Source organism: Tabrizicola sp. (assembly GCF_051645465.1).
GTDB lineage: Bacteria > Pseudomonadota > Alphaproteobacteria > Rhodobacterales > Rhodobacteraceae > Tabrizicola.
This window is the reverse complement of the sequence record NZ_JBOFBI010000117.1, coordinates 1-16,872: the sequence shown is the minus strand read 5'-3', so window position 1 is coordinate 16,872 and position 16,872 is coordinate 1. Positions and strand designations below refer to the sequence as shown.

Here is a 16,872-nt window from a genome sequence, read left to right as displayed (position 1 = left end):
GGTTACCTGTCGGGGGCTGTCAGCGCAGCCAGTTGGTCAAGATCGGCAGCGGGCGTGGCGGAGTAGGCCTTGAGGAATACCTTAAGGCCATTGTGGATATAGCGGGCAAGGGTCGCCCGGTCCGGGGTCGCATCGGGCATGTACAGGGCTTGCGTCCGGGGAGCGGAGAGGATCAGGCCCCAAAGGTCTTGTGCAGCCAGTTCCGCGTCGTCGAATGCCAGCCGCCCTTCGGCGCGCTGCGCCTCCAGATAGCGCATGATCCCGCGTAGAAGGTGGTCCGGGCCGCTCGCCTGATACGCCCGGCCGATCTCGGGGAAGCGCTGCACCTCGCCGATGATCAGGCGGGCGAGCGACAGCATCTCGGGCCGCATCACCGTATCGGCATAGGCCCAGGCGAAGCTGAGAAGGTCGGCGACCATGCCTTTGCCGCCGGGGTGTTCGAAGACGTCCAGCATCAGGTCGCGCTTGCGCAGCATCATGGCCTGGAAAAGCTGCTCCTTCGACGGGAAGTAGGAATAAAGCGTGGGCTTCGTGACCCCCGCTTCGGCCGCCACCGCATCCATCGTCGTGCCGGAATAGCCTGCGGCGGCGAAGACGGTCAGGGCCGCGTCAAGGATTGCGCGCTCGCGGTTCAGCCGGTTCTGCTGGCGCCGGGGCAGGGCTTTCATGGTAGCCGCGACAGGAAGCCGAGGAGGTGGCGCGAGTACGCTTCGGGCTTCTCGACATTGCAGACATGGCCCGCGCCCCGGATCACTTCGAACCGCACGTCCGGGCGGGGGGCGGCGTCCCACATGCGGCCCGCCACGCCCCGAATCTCGGCGGGCGGGGCGAGGCGGTCATGCTCGCCGGTCATCATGAGGACGGGCATGGTGAGCTTGGCGAAGTCGAAGCGCTCCAGCGGGTTGGTGAAGCAGGCCAGCGCATCGCGGTAGGTGGTAGCAGGGATGGCGGCCATGCTGTCGAAAAGCTTTTTCAGTATGTCCGCGCTTGCCTCCGGCCCGGCCAGCACCTTCACGACGGCGGGCGCGAAATCGGCCGGAACCTGGCCTGCGTTCAGGGGCACCTCTCGGCTGACGCGGAAAGCCTCCCGCTTATCGGGCACCGCCTCGGACATGCCGGTGCAGCCGCCGGAGAGGACGAGACCCGCCAGCATTCCCGGATGCCGCATGGCGAAAGAGGTGGCGACCCAGCTGCCGTAAGAGAGGCCGACCAGCACCAGCCGCTTAGCCCTCAGTTTCTCGGCAACCCGCAGGATGTCGGCGCAATAGTCGTCCACCGTCGATTGCCGGAGGCCAAGCGTGCTGTCGCCATAGCCCCGCAAGTCCAGCGCCGCCGACCGCATCAGGTTCCCTGCGGCCCCGAGTTGAGGCAGCCAGTTCCCCCGCCCCCCGCCGATCCCGTGGAGAAAGAGGCAAAGCCGATCATCGCCTCGGTCGGGTGTCACCGTAAGCGCAAGACAGGGCAGGTCGTCGAAGATCAGTGTTTCAACCGGCACCGGAGGGGGAAGGGCCGGATGCGCGCCCTCCGGTCCCTCGCTGACCTCGGCCAAAGCGGCAATACCCGCCTCGAAGACTGCCTTCGTCCCCTGGCAGATCGGACCGAGCCGAGCAGCGGGAGCCCGCACAGTGGCCGTCCAGCTTACGACGCTGCCGCCAGCCTCGGACGGCGAAACCGTGATCCGCGCGTCGTAGGCCTCGCAGTCCGCAATCCCTTCCAAATGCGTGTAACCCAGTACCCGGTCGCTGTCGGAAAAGTAGGTCAGCTGTTCGCGGTAGACCGCATCCTCACCTTCGACCGTGAAGGCCCGCACCAGAGCCCCCTGCGGTCCCCGTTCCTCACGGATGCCGATCACCCAAGGATGCCAGGCCCCACAGAAGTCGCGCACCACTGACCAGACCGCATCGGGTGCGGCGGGCACACGGCCCTGGACCTGCACCACCTCTCGCCCCATCAGCGCAAGCCTTTCAGGGCACCACTATCCCCGCGCCAGAGCGAGGTCCGCGCCCCGCCTTCGTCGCCTGGGGCGTGGTCAAGCTCGTCCATGTCGTACAAGGCGAGGACGCCGATGTAGTCCTCCATGATTTCCGAGGTATAGGGCAGCATCAGCGCCCCGCAGCGGCTGTCGCGGTACATCCGTTCCAATGGCAAGGACCGCAGCATCGACTGCCCGCCGCAGGTGCGGATGGCCAAGGCGGTGATCTCCTGCACGCCTTCCATCACGTTGTACTGGGCGGCGTACATCCGCATGACTTCGGCCTTCGAGGGCATCCCCCTGGCCTCGGAAAACACCTGCCACCAGAGCGCCCGCATGTTGGCAAGACGGGCGTACATCTTCGAGACGGCCACCCGCTTCGTCGCATACATCCGCCGGTCGATGGGTGGTTGGCCGGGCACGCGGCCCTGCAGATAGGCCAAGGTGAAATCATAGGCCCCCTGCGCCACGCCCATGTAGGTGGGCGAGAGGGTGGCCATCATATGTGGCCAGTTCGGCAGGGTCTTTCCGAAGATGCCGCGGGGCATCAGAAGATCGTCCTCGGTCACGAAGACATCTTTCAGGATCAGATCGCGGCTGTTGGTCCCGCGCATCCCCAGCGGGTCCCAGTCGCCGTTGACCGTCAGGCCGGGCGCATCCTTGGGAACGACGAACAGCATCGTGTCCTCATGCCGGGGCTCGATCCCTTCGAAGACCTCCGTGCAGACGATGGTGTAATAGTCGCAATACCCCGCCAGCGAGGCGAATTTCTTGAAGCCGTTGATCCTCCAGCCGCCGTCCACCTTACGGCACTGCGTCTGGTTGGGTTTCGAGGTCCAGTTCTGTCCGCCCTCTGATATGGGTTGCGAATAGATCGCGCGTTCCTTCATGGCCCGGCGGAACTGCCGTTCGCGCAGGGGGGCGAAGGCGGCCCGTTCTTCAGCCGTCAGGTTCGGCATCTCGTACATGAACCGCGACCATGCCATCGAGCCGTTGTGCATGTTGAAGGTCAGCGCGGTCGCCCCGCAGTACTTGCCGATCTCGGCGCCCACCATCGCATATTCGCCAAGGTCGAACCCCCAGCCGCCAAACTCCGTCGGGATCGAGAGGCCGAGGAAACCCGTATCGGCCAGATCGCGGTAGTTCTCGACCGGGAAGGAGGCGTCGTCATCCACGGCCTTGGCGCGGGCGGCGAAGGCGGGGCCCATCTCGTTGATCTTCCGCATCGCCTCCTGCACTTCGGGGCGGATGCGGGACATGTCGTAGTAATCGGCGGGCTGGCTCATCGGCATCAGGGCGACGGGGCTTTGGTCGGTCATTTGGCAAGCTCCCCCTGCAGGACACCGTCCTTGACGACGATGCGCCCGTCGAGGGCGATGGTGCAGTTCCGCATCGGCAGGTCGAAATGCCCAAGCGTGTAGCGACCCGCATACTGGTTCGCGCCGGTCGACCACAGGAACGATCCCGCCACCGCCCGGAACTCCACCCCCTGCATGTCGCGCTTGTCGTACATCGCGGCCGAGACCCATTTGGCGCGCGGGTTGACCCCCCATCCGACATGCGAGATGCCAAAGGCGTTCCGGTCCTCCCAGGCCTCGAGGTATTCGCGGAAATGCAGGGCATCGGTCCCGTAACCCTCGATCCGGGTGACGAAGTCATTCTCGATCCGGCAGTCGATGCGGCTGGTAAGGCAGGTCTTGAACGTCAGGTTCATGTCGCCCACGTCCATCACGATCCGCCCGTTGACACAGCCCTTGCCCGGAAAGGCCAGACACAGCCCCCCCGGCCAATGCGCCACCGCCCCCGGATGGGTCGCGAAACCGGGCGTACCCCCACATGGCGCATCCGTCAGGTCAACCACCAGATCGGTTCCTACTGGCGAGGTCACCTGCATCTCGCGCGCCTCGCGCAGCATCTGGATGCCGATCCGCACCCTCTCGGCGTCGTCCGCCTTGGGCTCGGTCCGCTCCAGGATTTCCGGGTGTTCGTTGGTGATCACCAGAAGCCGGGTGTTTCCCGCCGCCTCGATCTCCGGCCATTCCGGGGCATGGATCAGGCCCTCAACCGTGCAGTCGACCACGACCTCCACCAGCTTCAGCGCCTCGATCACCGCGCTGTTTTGCTGAATGGCCCAGGACGTCCCAGTCGATTTCACCGGTACCGGGGCCACCTGAGGCGGAGTCGGCATCTGGATGTGAAAGCTCGACGCCCCAAGGTCATGGGCCGCCAGTTCGCTCAAGTGGACCAGCACCGGTCGCGACTGGGTTTCCGAAAGGATGGCAATCCGCGTACCCTGGCCGATCCCATTCAGGGCGAAGACCCGGCGGAAGGCGGCAAGCCACTTCCCCTCGATGCGTTCCTGCAGCATCCGCCCCCCTGACCCCGACGACGATTCGCGCCCTCGCGAATTTCTTTACTGGTCAGTATGGTTTTCTGGCATTACTCTATCTGTCAACGATTTCTCGCTGCGGCGGGACGACTTACCGTGGGCGCGCAACTGGCCGCCACACCGCCAAGCTCATCCAGGATAGGGCAATCCGGCCGGTCATCGCCCGCACAGGCGTGGACCAGATGCTGCAGCGTGGCCTTCATCTCCTCCATCTCGCGGATGCGTGCCTCCAGTGCGTGAACTTGCGCCTCGGCCAGATGTTTCACGTCTGCGCTGGCCCGTTCCCGGTCGCGCCACAGCGCCAGAAGGTCGGCAACCTTCTCCATCGGAAACCCCATATCCCGTGCCCGGCGGACGAAGCGCAGGACCTGCACCTCCTTCGGCCCATAGGTCCGGTAGCCCGACCCGGTGCGCCCGGCTGGAGGGATCAACCCGGTCTCCTCATAGTAGCGGATCATCTTGGCCGAGACGCCCGAGGCGCTGGCGGCTTCGCCGATGTTCATCATGTGCGGGCTCCATAGCGTTTCAGCCGCAAGGCATTGGTCAGGACGAAGACCGACGACATCGCCATCGCGCCCGCCGCCAGGACGGGAGAGAGCATGATGCCGAAGGCCGGGTAAAGCACCCCGGCCGCGACCGGGATCAGGGCGGCGTTGTAGGCGAAGGCCCAGAAGAGGTTCTGCCTTATGTTCCGCATGGTCGCGCGCGACAGGCCGATCGCCTCGGCCAGCGCGGGCAGGCGGCCCGAGACCAGCACCACATCCGCCGCCTCGATCGCGATATCGGTGCCGGTGCCCATGGCCACCCCCACATCCGCCTCGGCCAAAGCCGGGGCATCGTTGATCCCGTCGCCCGCGAACGCAAGGCTGCCGTGGGCTTTCAGTCTGCCGATCGCCTCGACCTTGCCTTCCGGGGTGACCTCGGCGACGACCTCGTCGATCCCGAGGTCCCGAGCGATGGCCCGCGCCGTGCGGGCATCGTCGCCCGAGATCATCGCGAGCCTCAGCCCCAAGGCCTTCAGCGCCGCAATCGCCGCCGGGGTCGTGGGTTTGACCGCATCCGCCACCGCCAGCAGCGCCACCGCCACGCCATCCCGCGCGGCATAGATCGGGCTTTCGCCCCGGTCGGCCAATGCCTCGGCCTCCCCCGCGAAGGCCGCCACATCCACCCCGCGTTTCGCCATCTCGCGGGCCGAGCCGAGCGCAACTTCCGCTCCGCCAACCCGCGCCGTCACGCCATGCCCGGGCTTGGCTAGAAACCCCTCCATCGGTGGCAAGACCATCCCCTCCGCCGCCGCGACAATGGCGCGGGCGACCGGGTGTTCCGACTGTGCCTCGACCGCGGCGAGTAGCGGCAGAAGCGCCTCACGCGTCTCACCCCTGGCCGGGTGGAAGGCGGTTAGCCTGGGCCGCCCTTCGGTCAGCGTCCCGGTCTTGTCGAAGGCCACCACGCTGACCCCCTGCAGGGCCTGCAACGCCTCACCCTTGCGGAAGAGGACGCCCAGTTCCGCCCCCCTCCCGGTGCCGACCAGGATCGAGACCGGCGTAGCCAGCCCCATCGCGCAGGGGCAGGCGATGATCAGGACCGCCACGCCATTGACCAGCGCCATCGGCAGGGCAGGGGAGGGGCCAAGGGCCAGCCAGACCAGAAAGGTCAGCACCGCGACCGCCATCACCACCGGCACGAACCAAAGCGTCACCTTGTCGACCAGCGCCTGGATCGGCAGCTTCCCGCCCTGCGCCGCCTCGACCATGCGGATGATGCGCGACAGCATCGTGTCGGCCCCGACCGCCACCGCCTCCATCACCAAGGCCCCGGTCTGGTTCACCGTGCCGCCGATCACCGTGTCGCCGGGGTTCTTCTCCACCGGCAGGGGCTCGCCCGTCACCATGGATTCGTCGATCCAGCTGGCCCCTTCGGTCACGCGGCCATCGACCGGCACCCGTTCCCCCGGTCGCAGCTCCAGAAGGTCGCCCGGCCGCACCTCGGCCACCGGCACGTCACCCCGGCCGCGCAGATGCGCCACGGCCGGCTGCAGCCCGACAAGCTTCTCGATCGCGGCCGAGGACCGCCCCTTCGCCCGCGCTTCCAGAAGCCGACCCAAAAGGATCAGCGTCACGATCACCGCCGCCGCCTCGAAATAGACCGCGACCGAGCCTTGCGGCAGCAGCCCCGGCAGGAAGGTCGCCAGCGTCGAATAGGCCCAGGCCGCCCCCGACCCCAAGGCCACCAGCGAAGACATGTCGGGCGCGCCCTTCATCAGCGCCGGAATGCCACGCACGAAGAACCGCCGCCCCGGACCTGCCAGCACCACCGTCGTCAGCGCAAACTGGATCAGCCAGCTTGTCCCCTGTCCGATGTTGGCCATCACCCAGTGGTGAAACGCCGGGATCAGGTGCGCGCCCATTTCCAGCACGAAGACCGGCAGGGTCAGCACCGCCGCAAGTACCAGATCGCGTGTCAGCCCCTCGGCCTCTTTCTCGCGCCGCAAGGCCGGGGTTTCCGTCATCTGGTCCGCGACCCGCGCCTGATAGCCCGCGCCCTTGATGGCGGCGATCAGCGCAGCGGGGTCGGCCAGCCCTTCGACCCGCGCGCTTTCGGTGGCCAGGTTCACGTTGGCGAGCGTCACACCCGGCACCGCCTTCAGCGCGCGTTCAACTCGCGCAACGCAAGAGGCGCAGGTCATCCCGTCGATGGAAATCTCCTGCGCGGTCGCGGCCACGCCGTAGCCAGCGCCGGTCACCGCGCCGACCAAAGCCTCGGGCGGGGCGATCCCGCGGATTTCGACCCGCTCGGTCGCAAGGTTAACCGCGACCGAGGCGACGCCCGGCACGGCCTTCAAAGCCCGCTCGACCCGGCCCACGCAGGACGCGCAGGTCATGCCGGTGACGGGCAGCGTGACGGTGGTTTCAGCAGGGTGCGCGGTCATGGTCCGTCCTTTCCGTGGCCCGAGACCTTCCTCATATGGACCTTCCCATGATTGGAAGGTCAAGGCCTTGAGCGTCGGTTTCGTGCTTCCCAACCGGAAATCCTTGTCGCTCCCGATCATCCCAGCCGCGCGAGCGGAAATTCGATTGACAATCCAGTCAGTCGAATGCGACCGTTGAAGCACCCGGAAGCAACCCGCAGAGCCCTCCATGCCGCCTGTTCCCCATCGTGACCTCACGAAATCCAACGCCCAGTTCCAGCGCGCGGTGAAGAAGCTGCCGCTCGGGGTCGCCTCCACCTTCCGCTACTGGGGCGACGACCGGACGATCTATGTCCACCATGGCAAGGGCGGGCGGACCTGGGACATCGACGGCAATCCTTACGTCGACTACCGCCTGGGCTACGGCCCCGCGATCCTCGGTTACGCCGACGACCGGGTGGATGCCGCCGCCCGCAAGGGGATGGAGGTCGGCGGGGTCTTCGCGCTCTCGACCGAACGTGAGCTTATCGTCGCCGAGCGCATCTCGAAGATGGTGCCCGCAGCCGAACTCGTCCGCTTCTCGAACTCGGGCACCGAGGCGGTGATGGCAGCGCTGCGGTTGGCCCGCGCCTACACGGGGCGGGAACAATACCTCTTGGTCGAGGGCGGCTATCACGGCCTTTTCGATGCCGCCATGTGGATGGCGAACATGGACGACTGGGACCTCGGGTCCAACACCGACCCCGAGCTTGTACCCTACGGCAAGGGCATCCCGCCCACGGTCAAGCAACTGGCCCACATCACCCCGATGAACGACTTCCAGCGGCTGGAGGACATGTTCAAACGCCACGGCGACAAGCTGGCAGCCATGCTGATCGAGCCAATCCAGGGCAACTGCTGCTCGATCATGGCGCAGCCCGAATATGTCCGGCTGGCGCGAGAGCTTTGTACCAAACACGGCGTCATGCTGATCATCGACGAGGTGAAATCTGGCTTCCGCGTCGGCAAGTCGGGCATTCAAGGCATCATGGGGGTCACCCCCGACATCACCACGTTCGCCAAGGCGATGGCCAACGGCTACCCGATCTCGGTCGTGGCGGGGCGCGAAGAGGTGATGCGCACCTTCCGCTACGGCGGGGCCAGCCACGGCGGCACTTACACCGCCCATTCCGTGTCGTTGGCGGCGGCTGAGGAAACCCTCCGCATCCTCGATGAAACCCCGGCACTGCACACCTTGGCCAACTACGGTGAACGGCTGATGGACGGGATTTCCCGCATCCTGAACGCCCGCAAAATCGTGCATTCCTACACCGGCCACCCGTCAATGTTCGGCCTCTTCTTCGCCGAAACCCCGCCCGACAACTACCGGGCCTGGAAGACCTCGGACTACACCTTCTACGACCAGATGGCCTATTTCCTGCATGACCTCGGCATCATCTGCGAACCCGACAGCCGCGAGCCCTGGTTCATGTGCGAGGCGCATGGCCTGGACGAAACCTGCCTCACCGACACGCTGAAGGCGGTCGAAGCAGCCGTAGACCTGACGCTGGAGCATTTCGAGAACGAAGCCGCCGAATGACCCACGACGCGGTGATCATCGGGGCCGGGCACAACGGGCTCGTCACCGCGTGCTACCTGGCCCGCGCGGGCCTGAAGGTGCTGGTCGTGGAAAAGAACGACTGGATCGGCGGGGCAGCCGTCAGCCGCGAGCTTTTCCCCGGTTTCACCTATTCCAACTGCTCCTACGTCAGCAGCCTCTTCCGCCCCGAGATCATGCGCGACCTCGAACTCCCGAAGCACGGCCTGCAAATCCTGCCCTACGAAGGCGGCGCGCTCTTCACCGAAGGCGGCGGCTATCTCGGCATGTTCCGCGACCACGAGGCGAACCGCCGCGAATTCGCCCGGCATTCCAGGCGCGACGCCGAGGCCTACGACCGCTATTCCCGCGACATCCTGCGGAACTGCCGCCTGATCCGCCCCATGCTGATGCGCCGCCCGCCCGATCTGGCGAGTTTCCGGCCCCGCGATCTGATGGAACTGGCCTGGCTCGGCAAGCAAATCACCGGCCAGTCCGAGGCGCAAATCTACGACATGCTACGCTTCTGGACGATGTCGATCGCCGACTTCCTGGACGAGTACTTCGAGAACCCCGCCATCAAGGCCTACCAGGCCGTAGGCTCCATCATCGGCACCGCCCTTGGCCCGATGTCGCCCGGCACCGCCTACGTCCTCCTCCACCACGCAATGGGGGATGTCGACGGCAACGTCGGTTCCTGGGGCTATTCGCGCGGCGGGATGGGCGGGATCACGAAGGCACTGACCGCTTCGCTGCGGGCCGCCGGAGGAGAGGTGCGCACCGGGTCGGGCGTCCAGCAGGTGCTGGTGAAGAATGGCCGCGCCGTGGGGGTGGTGCTTGAGAACGGCGACGAAATCCGGGCAAACCGCGTGGTGTCCAACATGGACGTCCGCCGCACGTTCCTGAAACATGTCGAGGAAAAGGAACTCCCCGGCGACTTCCTGAAACGAGTCCGTAATTTCAAAACCCGTGGCTCCTCCGGCAAGCTGAACATCGCGCTCGATGGCCTGCCGAAGTTCACCGCCCTCCCGGAAGGCGCGCCGAACATCAAAGGCGACATGCATTTCACCGACACGATCGAGAAGATGGAGACCGCCTACGACGACTGGAAGTCGGGCCACTACAGCCGCGACCCGTTCCAGGACATGATGATCCCGACCCTGATCGATCCGACGATGACCCCTCCGGGCAAGCATTTCATGTCCTGCTTCGTCCAGTATGCGCCCCCGAAGATCGAGGGCCGCGACTGGACCGACGCCGACCGCGACAGTTTCCGCGACGCCTGCCTGAACCAGATCGAAGCTTACGCTCCCGGCTTCAAATCCCTGATCCTGCATGTCGAGGTCCGCACCCCCCGAGAGCTTGAGGCCGAGGTCGGCCTGACCGAAGGCAACATCTTCCAGGGCGGGCTGACCTTCGACCAGATGTTCTTCAACCGCCCCGTTCCGGGCTATGCGAACTACCGTTCACCTATCCGCGATCTCTGGATCTGCGGCTCCTCCACCCACCCCGGCGGCGGGGTGATGGGCGCGCCGGGCCGTAATGCCGCGGCCGAAATCCTGCGCGACATGAAGATGCCGCTGAAAGACCTGAGCGACGCTTATGCCATCGTTTGACACCATCGTCATCGGTGCCGGGCCGAACGGTCTTGCGGCCGCGCACCGGCTGGCTTCCAAAGGTGCCACGGTTCTGGTGCTGGAAGCTGCGGCGGAACCCGGCGGCGGGGCAGGGCTCGCGCATCTCTCCTACAACCTGGACCCTCGGGTCGATAAGGCGATGAACCTCGCGGGCCACGGGCTGCAATGGCTGGAGCCGAACCTCGCCACCACCGCCCTTTCACCGGACGGAAAGCACCTTCGCCTTGAAGGACCGGTCGTTGCGAAGCTGACCGGAGATATCTCGGCCGAAGACCGCGCGGCATGGGACACTCTCCGCGCCCGGCTCCTGCGCTTTGCGGCCGTCCTGTCTCCCCTGAGCCATATGACCCCGCCCCGGATTGCAAAGGGCGTCGGCAACCCGATGCTGAAGCTCGCCATGATCGGCCTCAAGGCCCGGATGATGGGCGCCAGGGACTTCCGCGAGCTGGGCCGCATCCTACTGACCAACGTCCACGACCTTCTGAACGACGAACTTACCAACCCGCTCTTGAAAGGCGCCCTCGCCTTCGATGCCACGCTTGGCGGCTGGCTCGGGCCGCGCTCGCCGAACTCGGTCCTGCCCTGGCTTGTCCGGCTTTCAGGCCAGACGGCGGGGGTGCAGGGCGCGTTGGGTCTCCCGAAAGGGGGTATGGAGGCGCTGGGGGCCGCCATGGGCCGGGCCGTGCAGGCGCAAGGCGTGACCCTGCGCTGCGCCGCCCGAGTCGAGCGGATCATCGTCGAGGGCGAGCGTGTCGTCGGCATGATGCTGATGGGTGGCGAAGAGCTTCGTGCCGCCCGCGTCGTCTCAGCCATCGCGCCCAAAACCACGCTTCTCACGTTGATCGGCCCCCGCCACCTCGACGCGGGCCTCACCACCCGAGCCCGCCATCAGAAGTCGCGGGGCGGGGCGGCGAAGCTCCACCTCACCCTGCGCGGCCTTCCGGAGTTCATGGGCGCGAACCCCAAGGACCGCCTCATCATCGCAGGCTCCGAACTCGACGTTGAACGCGCCTTCAACCCGGTGAAATACGGCCGCGTCCCGGAACGACCCGCGATGGAGATCATCATCCCCACCGCCCGCGAACCCGGAGCCGACGGTCTCCATGCCCTAAGCGCAATCGCCCAGTTCGCCCCCCACGCCCCCGCCGACCGCGACGCTGCACGCGCCCAGATGCTCGCCGCCTGCCTCGCCCAACTCGAAACTCACGCGCCGGGGATCGGGGCGCTTGTGGACAAAGCCGAACTCCTCATGCCCTACGACATCGAAGACCGTTACGGCCTGCCCGGCGGCCAGTGGCACGCAGGGGAACTCAGCGTCGAGCAGATGCTCTTCCTCCGCCCGCTTCCCGGCATCGCCCAGTACAAAGGCCCGATCCCCGGCCTCTGGCTCGCCTCGGCGGGATGCCACCCTGGCGGCGGGGTCTCCGGTTCCGCCGGCTGGAACGCCGCCCTCGCGATGGAGGCCGCCCCATGACCGCACTCCGCCACTACGAAACCCCACTCCTGAAAACCCCCTTCCACCCCCGCACCGAGGCGCTGAACAAGCTCTGGTCCTGGGGCAACTGGGGCGGCTACACCACGGTTCTCACCTACGAAGACCTGGCGATGGAGCATTCGGCGATCCGCAACACGGCGACGGTCTACGACCTCTGCCCGATGATCAAATACCGGATCGAGGGACCGGAGGCCGCCGCCTACCTCAACCGCCTGACGATCCGCAACGCCGTGAAACTGTCGGTCGGAGCCGTCCACTACACCGCCTGGGTCAACGACGCAGGCCACCTGCTGGACGACGGCACGCTCTTCCGCCTGACCGACACGCGATACCGCCTCTGCTGCCAGGAACGCCACTTGCCCTGGCTTCAGGACAGCGCGCACGGCTTCGACGTCACCATCACCGAGGAAACCGAAGCGGTCGCCGCCCTCTCCCTGCAAGGCCCGACCTCCGCCGAAATCCTTCGCCTCGCGGGCTTTGACATCGACGGCCTGAAACCCTTCCGAATGGCCGACTTCCCGCTCGGGCACGGCCACCTGATGATCTCGCGCACCGGCTTCACCGGCGACCTTGGATACGAACTCTGGACCACCCCCGATCTCGCCCTCAAGCTGTGGGATACGCTCTTCGACGCGGGCAAACTCCACGGCCTCCGCCCCATCGGTTCCGAAGCCCTGAACATCGCGCGGCTGGAGGCCGGGTTCATCATCACCGGCTACGACTTCACCCCCGCCGACATCTGCATCCGCGAAGACCGCCTGCGCTCACCCCTCGAAATGGGCCTCGGCTGGCTGATCGACTGGGACAAGGGTCACTTCACCGGCAAGGCCGCCCTGCAACGCCAGCGCGAAAAAGGCACCGAATGGTCCTTTGTGGGCCTTGAGATCGACGGCAACATCCCGGCGGAAGGCGCGATCCTTTACCACAACCAGAAGCGCGAGGCCGGGGTCATTACCGGGGCCGTCTGGTCGCCCGTCCTGAAGAAGAACATCGCTCTGGCCCAGATCCTGACCAAATACGCCAATGGCGCGAACATCTGGACGGAAATCTATGCGCTCCGCGAGCTCCACTATGCCAAACTGATGATGCGCGCCCGGGTGGTCGAGCGGCCCTTCTTCAACCCCACCCGCCGCCGCGCCACACCACCGGGGAGGTTCTGATGGGAACCCAAGATCGTCACCCACTTTCGCCGCGCCTCGACCATTGCCCCGAAGGCCTGCCCCGCGTGGCCTATCTCGACCAAGGCTGGTACGACCGCGAGATGGCGACGATCTTCGCCCGCCAATGGGTGATGGTTGGCCGGGCCGACGACTTCCCCGCGGGCAAGATGCGGCGGCTCACAGTGGGCGCGGCCCCGGTGATCGTAGTGCGCGACACCGACGGCAAGCTTGCCGCCTGGCACAACACCTGCCCCCATCGCGGCTCCGAGCTTTGCCGGGCCGACGAGGAACCGGTCGGCAAGCTGATCCGCTGCCCCTACCACGCCTTCGCCTACTCGGCCTCGAACGGTCACCTCGTCTCGACCGCCCACGCCGTGCCGACCGAAGACTTCGATCGCGAAGCACACGGTCTGAAGCCCGTCTCGACCCGCCTATGGAACGGGTTCCTCTTTCTCAATCTCTCTGCCAATCCGGGCGAAATCTGGTCTGATGTCGGGCTAAACACGCTGAGCAACTGGCCGATGGAAACTCTTTTCATCGACCACCATTGGCAGACCGACATCGCCTGCAACTGGAAGGCCTTCTGGGAGAACTACTCCGAGTGCCTCCACTGCCCAGGCATTCACCCCGAGCTTTGCGACATGGTCCCGGTCTATGGCACTGGCATCATGGGCCAGTCCGAGGCGTTGGGCTGGACCCCCGACGACCCCTCCAAACCAAACCTGAAGCCAGGCGCGCAAAGCTGGACCCCGGACGGCACCCCTTGCGGGCCGACCTTCCCAGGTCTCACCGATGCCGAACGGCAAGCGGGTTACAGTTTCGTCACCCTCTGGCCCTCGGCCTATGTCGTGGCGCATGTCGACTATGTCCGCTCGGTGCGGATCGTGCCGATGGGGCCGGAACTGACCCGCCTCATCGCCGAATGGCACTTCCCGGCTGAAACGCTGGCCCAGCCCGGCTTTGACGCGGCCCGCGTCGCATCTTTCGCCAAGACGGTGATCGAACAGGACGGTGCCGCCTCCGAGATGAACCATCGCGGGATGCGCTCGCCTGCTTTCACCGCCGCCCGCCTGATGCCCGAGGAATACGAAATCCACCGCTTCCACCAATGGGTTCTGGCCGAAATGGAGGGTACCCCATGACCAAGCTCCCCTTCGAGACGCTGACCATCCCGAACGACTGGGACCGTAGCGGCTTGCCTGCCTGGACCTACCATTCGAAAGCCCTGTTCGAACTGGAACGCGAAAAGCTGTTCCTGACGCACTGGCAGGTCGCCGGCCACGAATGCGACATTCCGAACCCGGGCGACTGGCTGGCCTTCGATCTTCTGGGCGAACGCGCCGTCGTCATGCGGGCGCAGGATCACCAAATCCGCGCTTTCCACAACCTCTGCCGTCATCGTGGCGCACGCGTAGTGGATGGCGACAAGGGCCATTGCAAAGGCGCGATCGTCTGCCCGTTTCACGGCTGGGTCTACAACCTCGACGGCACGCTAAGGGGGGCCGCACAGCCCAAATCCTTCGGCGAGATGAACCGCGAGAACTTCGCGTTGAAGCCGATCGAGATGCAGGTCTTTCACGGCTTGATCTTCATCCGCTTCTCCCCCGGCCCGCAGCCGGATGTGGCCACACTACTGGCTCCTTTCGCAGCGGATTTCGTAAGCTACCGCCTGACGGACCTGGTGCCGGTGACAGGGCCGAACTGGTCCACCGACCTGCCGGTCAACTGGAAGTCGGTGCGCGATGTGGACAACGAAGGCTACCACGTCGCCCTCGCCCACCCGGGCCTGCAGGACCTTTACGGCCGCACCTATCGCGACTTCCATCTTGAAGGCGGGCTCTCGATGTCAATCGGCTGGTTTGGCGATGTGCCGGGGCGGCTTTGGTCGGTCCGGAACTACGTCAAGACCTCACCCGGGTCGCCCGAACTCCCCGCCCATCTGCATAACGCCTGGACCTATTACGGGTTCTTCCCGAACACAGTCCTCGCCATGACCCCCGAAGGGATGCAGTTCTACCATGACATCCCCCTTACCGAAGGCATGACCCGCCTGAGCGGCCGCTCCTACCGCCGACCGAACGAGACCCGCCGGCAGCGGCTCGCCCGTTATCTTGCGTACCGGATCGACCGCGATACCTCGGCCGAGGACAGGCAGCTCTCGATCTGGTCCAATGAGTCGATGAAAAGTTCGGCTTTCGAGGGGTTCCACCTGTCCGACCTCGAATACGGCGTTCGCCGCCATCATGACGAGCTGCGGCAGGTTCTGCCTGTTGTCACTTTGAGCAATTCTCCACCAGAAGATCAAATCGCGGCGCGAAACGAAGAAATGTCTTGTCAGGTCAAGGCTTGGGAATAAGCTGACTGAATAATCAATCACCAATAAACCACGGGGAGAGAATGCCATGATACTGAACCGCCGCCAGGCGCTTATCGGCGCGACTGCCACTCTCGCAACACCTTGGGTCCGACCGTCCTGGGCGCAAGGGGGCGTGGTCAACGTCTACAACTGGGCGGACTATATCGGTGAGACGACACTGGCCGATTTCACCGCCGAGACCGGGATCGAGGTCGTCTATGACCTCTACGCCAGCGCCGAGGAGATGCAGGCCAAGCTTCTGGCGGGCTCGACCGGCTATGATGTGGTCCTGCATTCCGGTCAGGGCCTGCCCCGCTCGATCGAGGCGGGCGTCTTGCAGAAGATCGACAAGTCAAAGCTGACCGGCTGGGGCAATCTTGACGAAGAAATCCTGAAGGTCTTTGCGCTCTACGATCCCAACTACGACTACAACGTCCCGTATATGTGGGGCTCCGTCGGGGTGACCTACAACATCGACATGGTCAAGGAGCGCATTCCAAACGCCGACTTTGAATCGCTCGACCTGATCCTGAAACCCGAAAATGCCGCACTCCTTGCCGATTGCGGCATTTCTCTTTTGGATAGCCCGAACGACATTGGCTACATGATCCTCAGCTATCTTGGCGTCGACCCCAACAAGGCGGGCCCGGCCGAATGGGCGATGATGGTCGAAGCGGTAAAGCCGGTCCGCGAATACATCGCGACCTTCGACAATTCCAACTACCTGACCGCGATCCCGAATGGCGAGCTTTGCGCGATCAACAACTGGTCGGGCGACTATGGTGTCGCCAAAGCGCGGGCCGCCGAGGCCGGGATCGAGATGAACCTTGGCTATTTCGTGCCGAAGACCGGCTCGCCCGCCTGGTTCGATGTATGGGCCGTCCCGTCGGATGCGCCGAACCTCGACAACGCGCATCTCTTCCTCGACTACTTGCTGCGCCCCGAAGTGATTGCCGCCTGCACGAACTTCACCGGCTATGGCAATGTGAACAAGGCGTCGAAGCCCTTCGTCGATCCCGCAATCCTTGCCGACCCGGCGGTTTACCCGGACGCGGCCGCCATTTCGCGGCTCTACACACCCCTGCCACAGACGATCGAGCAGGAAACCGACATGAACCGCGCCTGGACCGAGATCAAGACGGGCGGCTGAACCATGACTTCGGCAGAGGCCGAGCCGTTCTTGCGGATCGAAGGGGTCTCGAAATCCTTCGGCCACTTTGAAGCGGTGAAGGATGTCACCCTGACCGTCGGGAAGGGAGAGATCTTCTCGCTTCTCGGCGGTTCCGGCTGCGGCAAGACCACGCTTCTGCGCATGCTTGCAGGGTTCGAGGAACCGACCGCCGGCCGCATCTTCCTTGACGGGCGCGACATGGCCGGGG

14 protein-coding genes are annotated in these 16,872 nt (G+C 65.3%); 8 read left to right on the top strand and 6 right to left on the bottom strand.

The genetic code is table 11. From position 1 onward, the window contains the following. Positions 1 to 2: 2 nt before the first annotated feature. The 6 genes from ACRCSW_RS07245 to ACRCSW_RS07220 all read right to left on the bottom strand — a co-directional run bounded on the left by ACRCSW_RS07245 (position 3) and on the right by ACRCSW_RS07220 (position 7,290). Positions 3 to 668, bottom strand: coding sequence for a TetR/AcrR family transcriptional regulator (locus tag ACRCSW_RS07245; protein WP_438703814.1), 666 nt, complete (start codon positions 666 to 668; stop codon positions 3 to 5). Beyond that, entirely contained in the window at positions 665 to 1,951 is a 1,287-nt protein-coding gene (locus tag ACRCSW_RS07240; protein ID WP_438703813.1) for an alpha/beta fold hydrolase, read from the bottom strand. The genes ACRCSW_RS07245 and ACRCSW_RS07240 overlap by 4 nt, the downstream gene beginning before the upstream one ends. Beyond that, on the bottom strand, positions 1,951 to 3,291 hold the full coding sequence (locus tag ACRCSW_RS07235) for an acyl-CoA dehydrogenase family protein (protein WP_438703812.1): 1,341 nt from the start codon (positions 3,289 to 3,291) through the stop codon (positions 1,951 to 1,953). The genes ACRCSW_RS07240 and ACRCSW_RS07235 overlap by 1 nt, the downstream gene beginning before the upstream one ends. After that, positions 3,288 to 4,340, bottom strand: coding sequence for a peptidase M29 (locus ACRCSW_RS07230; protein WP_438703811.1), 1,053 nt, complete (start codon positions 4,338 to 4,340; stop codon positions 3,288 to 3,290). The genes ACRCSW_RS07235 and ACRCSW_RS07230 overlap by 4 nt, the downstream gene beginning before the upstream one ends. Positions 4,341 to 4,423: 83 nt before the next feature. Continuing rightward, on the bottom strand, positions 4,424 to 4,867 hold the full coding sequence (cueR, locus tag ACRCSW_RS07225) for a Cu(I)-responsive transcriptional regulator (RefSeq protein ID WP_438703810.1): 444 nt from the start codon (positions 4,865 to 4,867) through the stop codon (positions 4,424 to 4,426). Continuing rightward, positions 4,864 to 7,290, bottom strand: coding sequence for a heavy metal translocating P-type ATPase (locus ACRCSW_RS07220; RefSeq protein ID WP_438703809.1), 2,427 nt, complete (start codon positions 7,288 to 7,290; stop codon positions 4,864 to 4,866). The genes cueR and ACRCSW_RS07220 overlap by 4 nt, the downstream gene beginning before the upstream one ends. Positions 7,291 to 7,498: 208 nt before the next feature. Here ACRCSW_RS07220 and ACRCSW_RS07215 point away from each other — a divergent pair, with 208 nt between their 5' ends. From ACRCSW_RS07215 to ACRCSW_RS07180, 8 genes are all read left to right on the top strand, one after another. Then, positions 7,499 to 8,848 (top strand): aspartate aminotransferase family protein, encoded by a 1,350-nt coding sequence (locus ACRCSW_RS07215; RefSeq protein ID WP_438703808.1) that lies wholly within the window; start codon positions 7,499 to 7,501, stop codon positions 8,846 to 8,848. Then, on the top strand, positions 8,845 to 10,461 hold the full coding sequence (locus ACRCSW_RS07210) for a phytoene desaturase family protein (protein WP_438703807.1): 1,617 nt from the start codon (positions 8,845 to 8,847) through the stop codon (positions 10,459 to 10,461). The genes ACRCSW_RS07215 and ACRCSW_RS07210 overlap by 4 nt, the downstream gene beginning before the upstream one ends. Continuing rightward, positions 10,448 to 11,956 carry a phytoene desaturase family protein gene (locus tag ACRCSW_RS07205; protein ID WP_438703805.1) on the top strand — a complete coding sequence of 503 codons (1,509 nt, stop codon included), beginning with the start codon at positions 10,448 to 10,450 and terminating at the stop codon, positions 11,954 to 11,956. Before ACRCSW_RS07210 ends, ACRCSW_RS07205 begins: the two co-directional genes overlap by 14 nt. Beyond that, positions 11,953 to 13,137, top strand: coding sequence for an aminomethyltransferase family protein (locus tag ACRCSW_RS07200; protein WP_438703803.1), 1,185 nt, complete (start codon positions 11,953 to 11,955; stop codon positions 13,135 to 13,137). Before ACRCSW_RS07205 ends, ACRCSW_RS07200 begins: the two co-directional genes overlap by 4 nt. After that, the gene (locus ACRCSW_RS07195; RefSeq protein ID WP_438703801.1) at positions 13,137 to 14,279 is read left to right on the top strand and encodes an aromatic ring-hydroxylating oxygenase subunit alpha; all 1,143 of its coding nucleotides are present in this window, start codon (positions 13,137 to 13,139) and stop codon (positions 14,277 to 14,279) included. The genes ACRCSW_RS07200 and ACRCSW_RS07195 overlap by 1 nt, the downstream gene beginning before the upstream one ends. Then, positions 14,276 to 15,493 carry an aromatic ring-hydroxylating oxygenase subunit alpha gene (locus tag ACRCSW_RS07190; RefSeq protein ID WP_438703800.1) on the top strand — a complete coding sequence of 406 codons (1,218 nt, stop codon included), beginning with the start codon at positions 14,276 to 14,278 and terminating at the stop codon, positions 15,491 to 15,493. The genes ACRCSW_RS07195 and ACRCSW_RS07190 overlap by 4 nt, the downstream gene beginning before the upstream one ends. Positions 15,494 to 15,539: 46 nt before the next feature. Next, on the top strand, positions 15,540 to 16,643 hold the full coding sequence (locus ACRCSW_RS07185; protein WP_438703798.1) for a polyamine ABC transporter substrate-binding protein: 1,104 nt from the start codon (positions 15,540 to 15,542) through the stop codon (positions 16,641 to 16,643). A 3-nt stretch (positions 16,644 to 16,646) separates the two neighbouring features. Continuing rightward, positions 16,647 to 16,872, top strand: a 226-nt coding sequence (locus tag ACRCSW_RS07180) for an ATP-binding cassette domain-containing protein (RefSeq protein ID WP_438703797.1), incomplete at its 3' end; no start/stop codon positions are given.

Coding starts and splice junctions, on each gene's coding strand:
- ACRCSW_RS07245 (WP_438703814.1), bottom strand. CDS start 668: ATGAAAGCCCTGCCCCGGCGCCAGCAGAACCGGCTGAACCGCGAGCGC.
- ACRCSW_RS07240 (WP_438703813.1), bottom strand. CDS start 1,951: ATGGGGCGAGAGGTGGTGCAGGTCCAGGGCCGTGTGCCCGCCGCACCC.
- ACRCSW_RS07235 (WP_438703812.1), bottom strand. CDS start 3,291: ATGACCGACCAAAGCCCCGTCGCCCTGATGCCGATGAGCCAGCCCGCC.
- ACRCSW_RS07230 (WP_438703811.1), bottom strand. CDS start 4,340: ATGCTGCAGGAACGCATCGAGGGGAAGTGGCTTGCCGCCTTCCGCCGG.
- cueR (WP_438703810.1), bottom strand. CDS start 4,867: ATGATGAACATCGGCGAAGCCGCCAGCGCCTCGGGCGTCTCGGCCAAG.
- ACRCSW_RS07220 (WP_438703809.1), bottom strand. CDS start 7,290: ATGACCGCGCACCCTGCTGAAACCACCGTCACGCTGCCCGTCACCGGC.
- ACRCSW_RS07215 (WP_438703808.1), top strand. CDS start 7,499: ATGCCGCCTGTTCCCCATCGTGACCTCACGAAATCCAACGCCCAGTTC.
- ACRCSW_RS07210 (WP_438703807.1), top strand. CDS start 8,845: ATGACCCACGACGCGGTGATCATCGGGGCCGGGCACAACGGGCTCGTC.
- ACRCSW_RS07205 (WP_438703805.1), top strand. CDS start 10,448: ATGCCATCGTTTGACACCATCGTCATCGGTGCCGGGCCGAACGGTCTT.
- ACRCSW_RS07200 (WP_438703803.1), top strand. CDS start 11,953: ATGACCGCACTCCGCCACTACGAAACCCCACTCCTGAAAACCCCCTTC.
- ACRCSW_RS07195 (WP_438703801.1), top strand. CDS start 13,137: ATGGGAACCCAAGATCGTCACCCACTTTCGCCGCGCCTCGACCATTGC.
- ACRCSW_RS07190 (WP_438703800.1), top strand. CDS start 14,276: ATGACCAAGCTCCCCTTCGAGACGCTGACCATCCCGAACGACTGGGAC.
- ACRCSW_RS07185 (WP_438703798.1), top strand. CDS start 15,540: ATGATACTGAACCGCCGCCAGGCGCTTATCGGCGCGACTGCCACTCTC.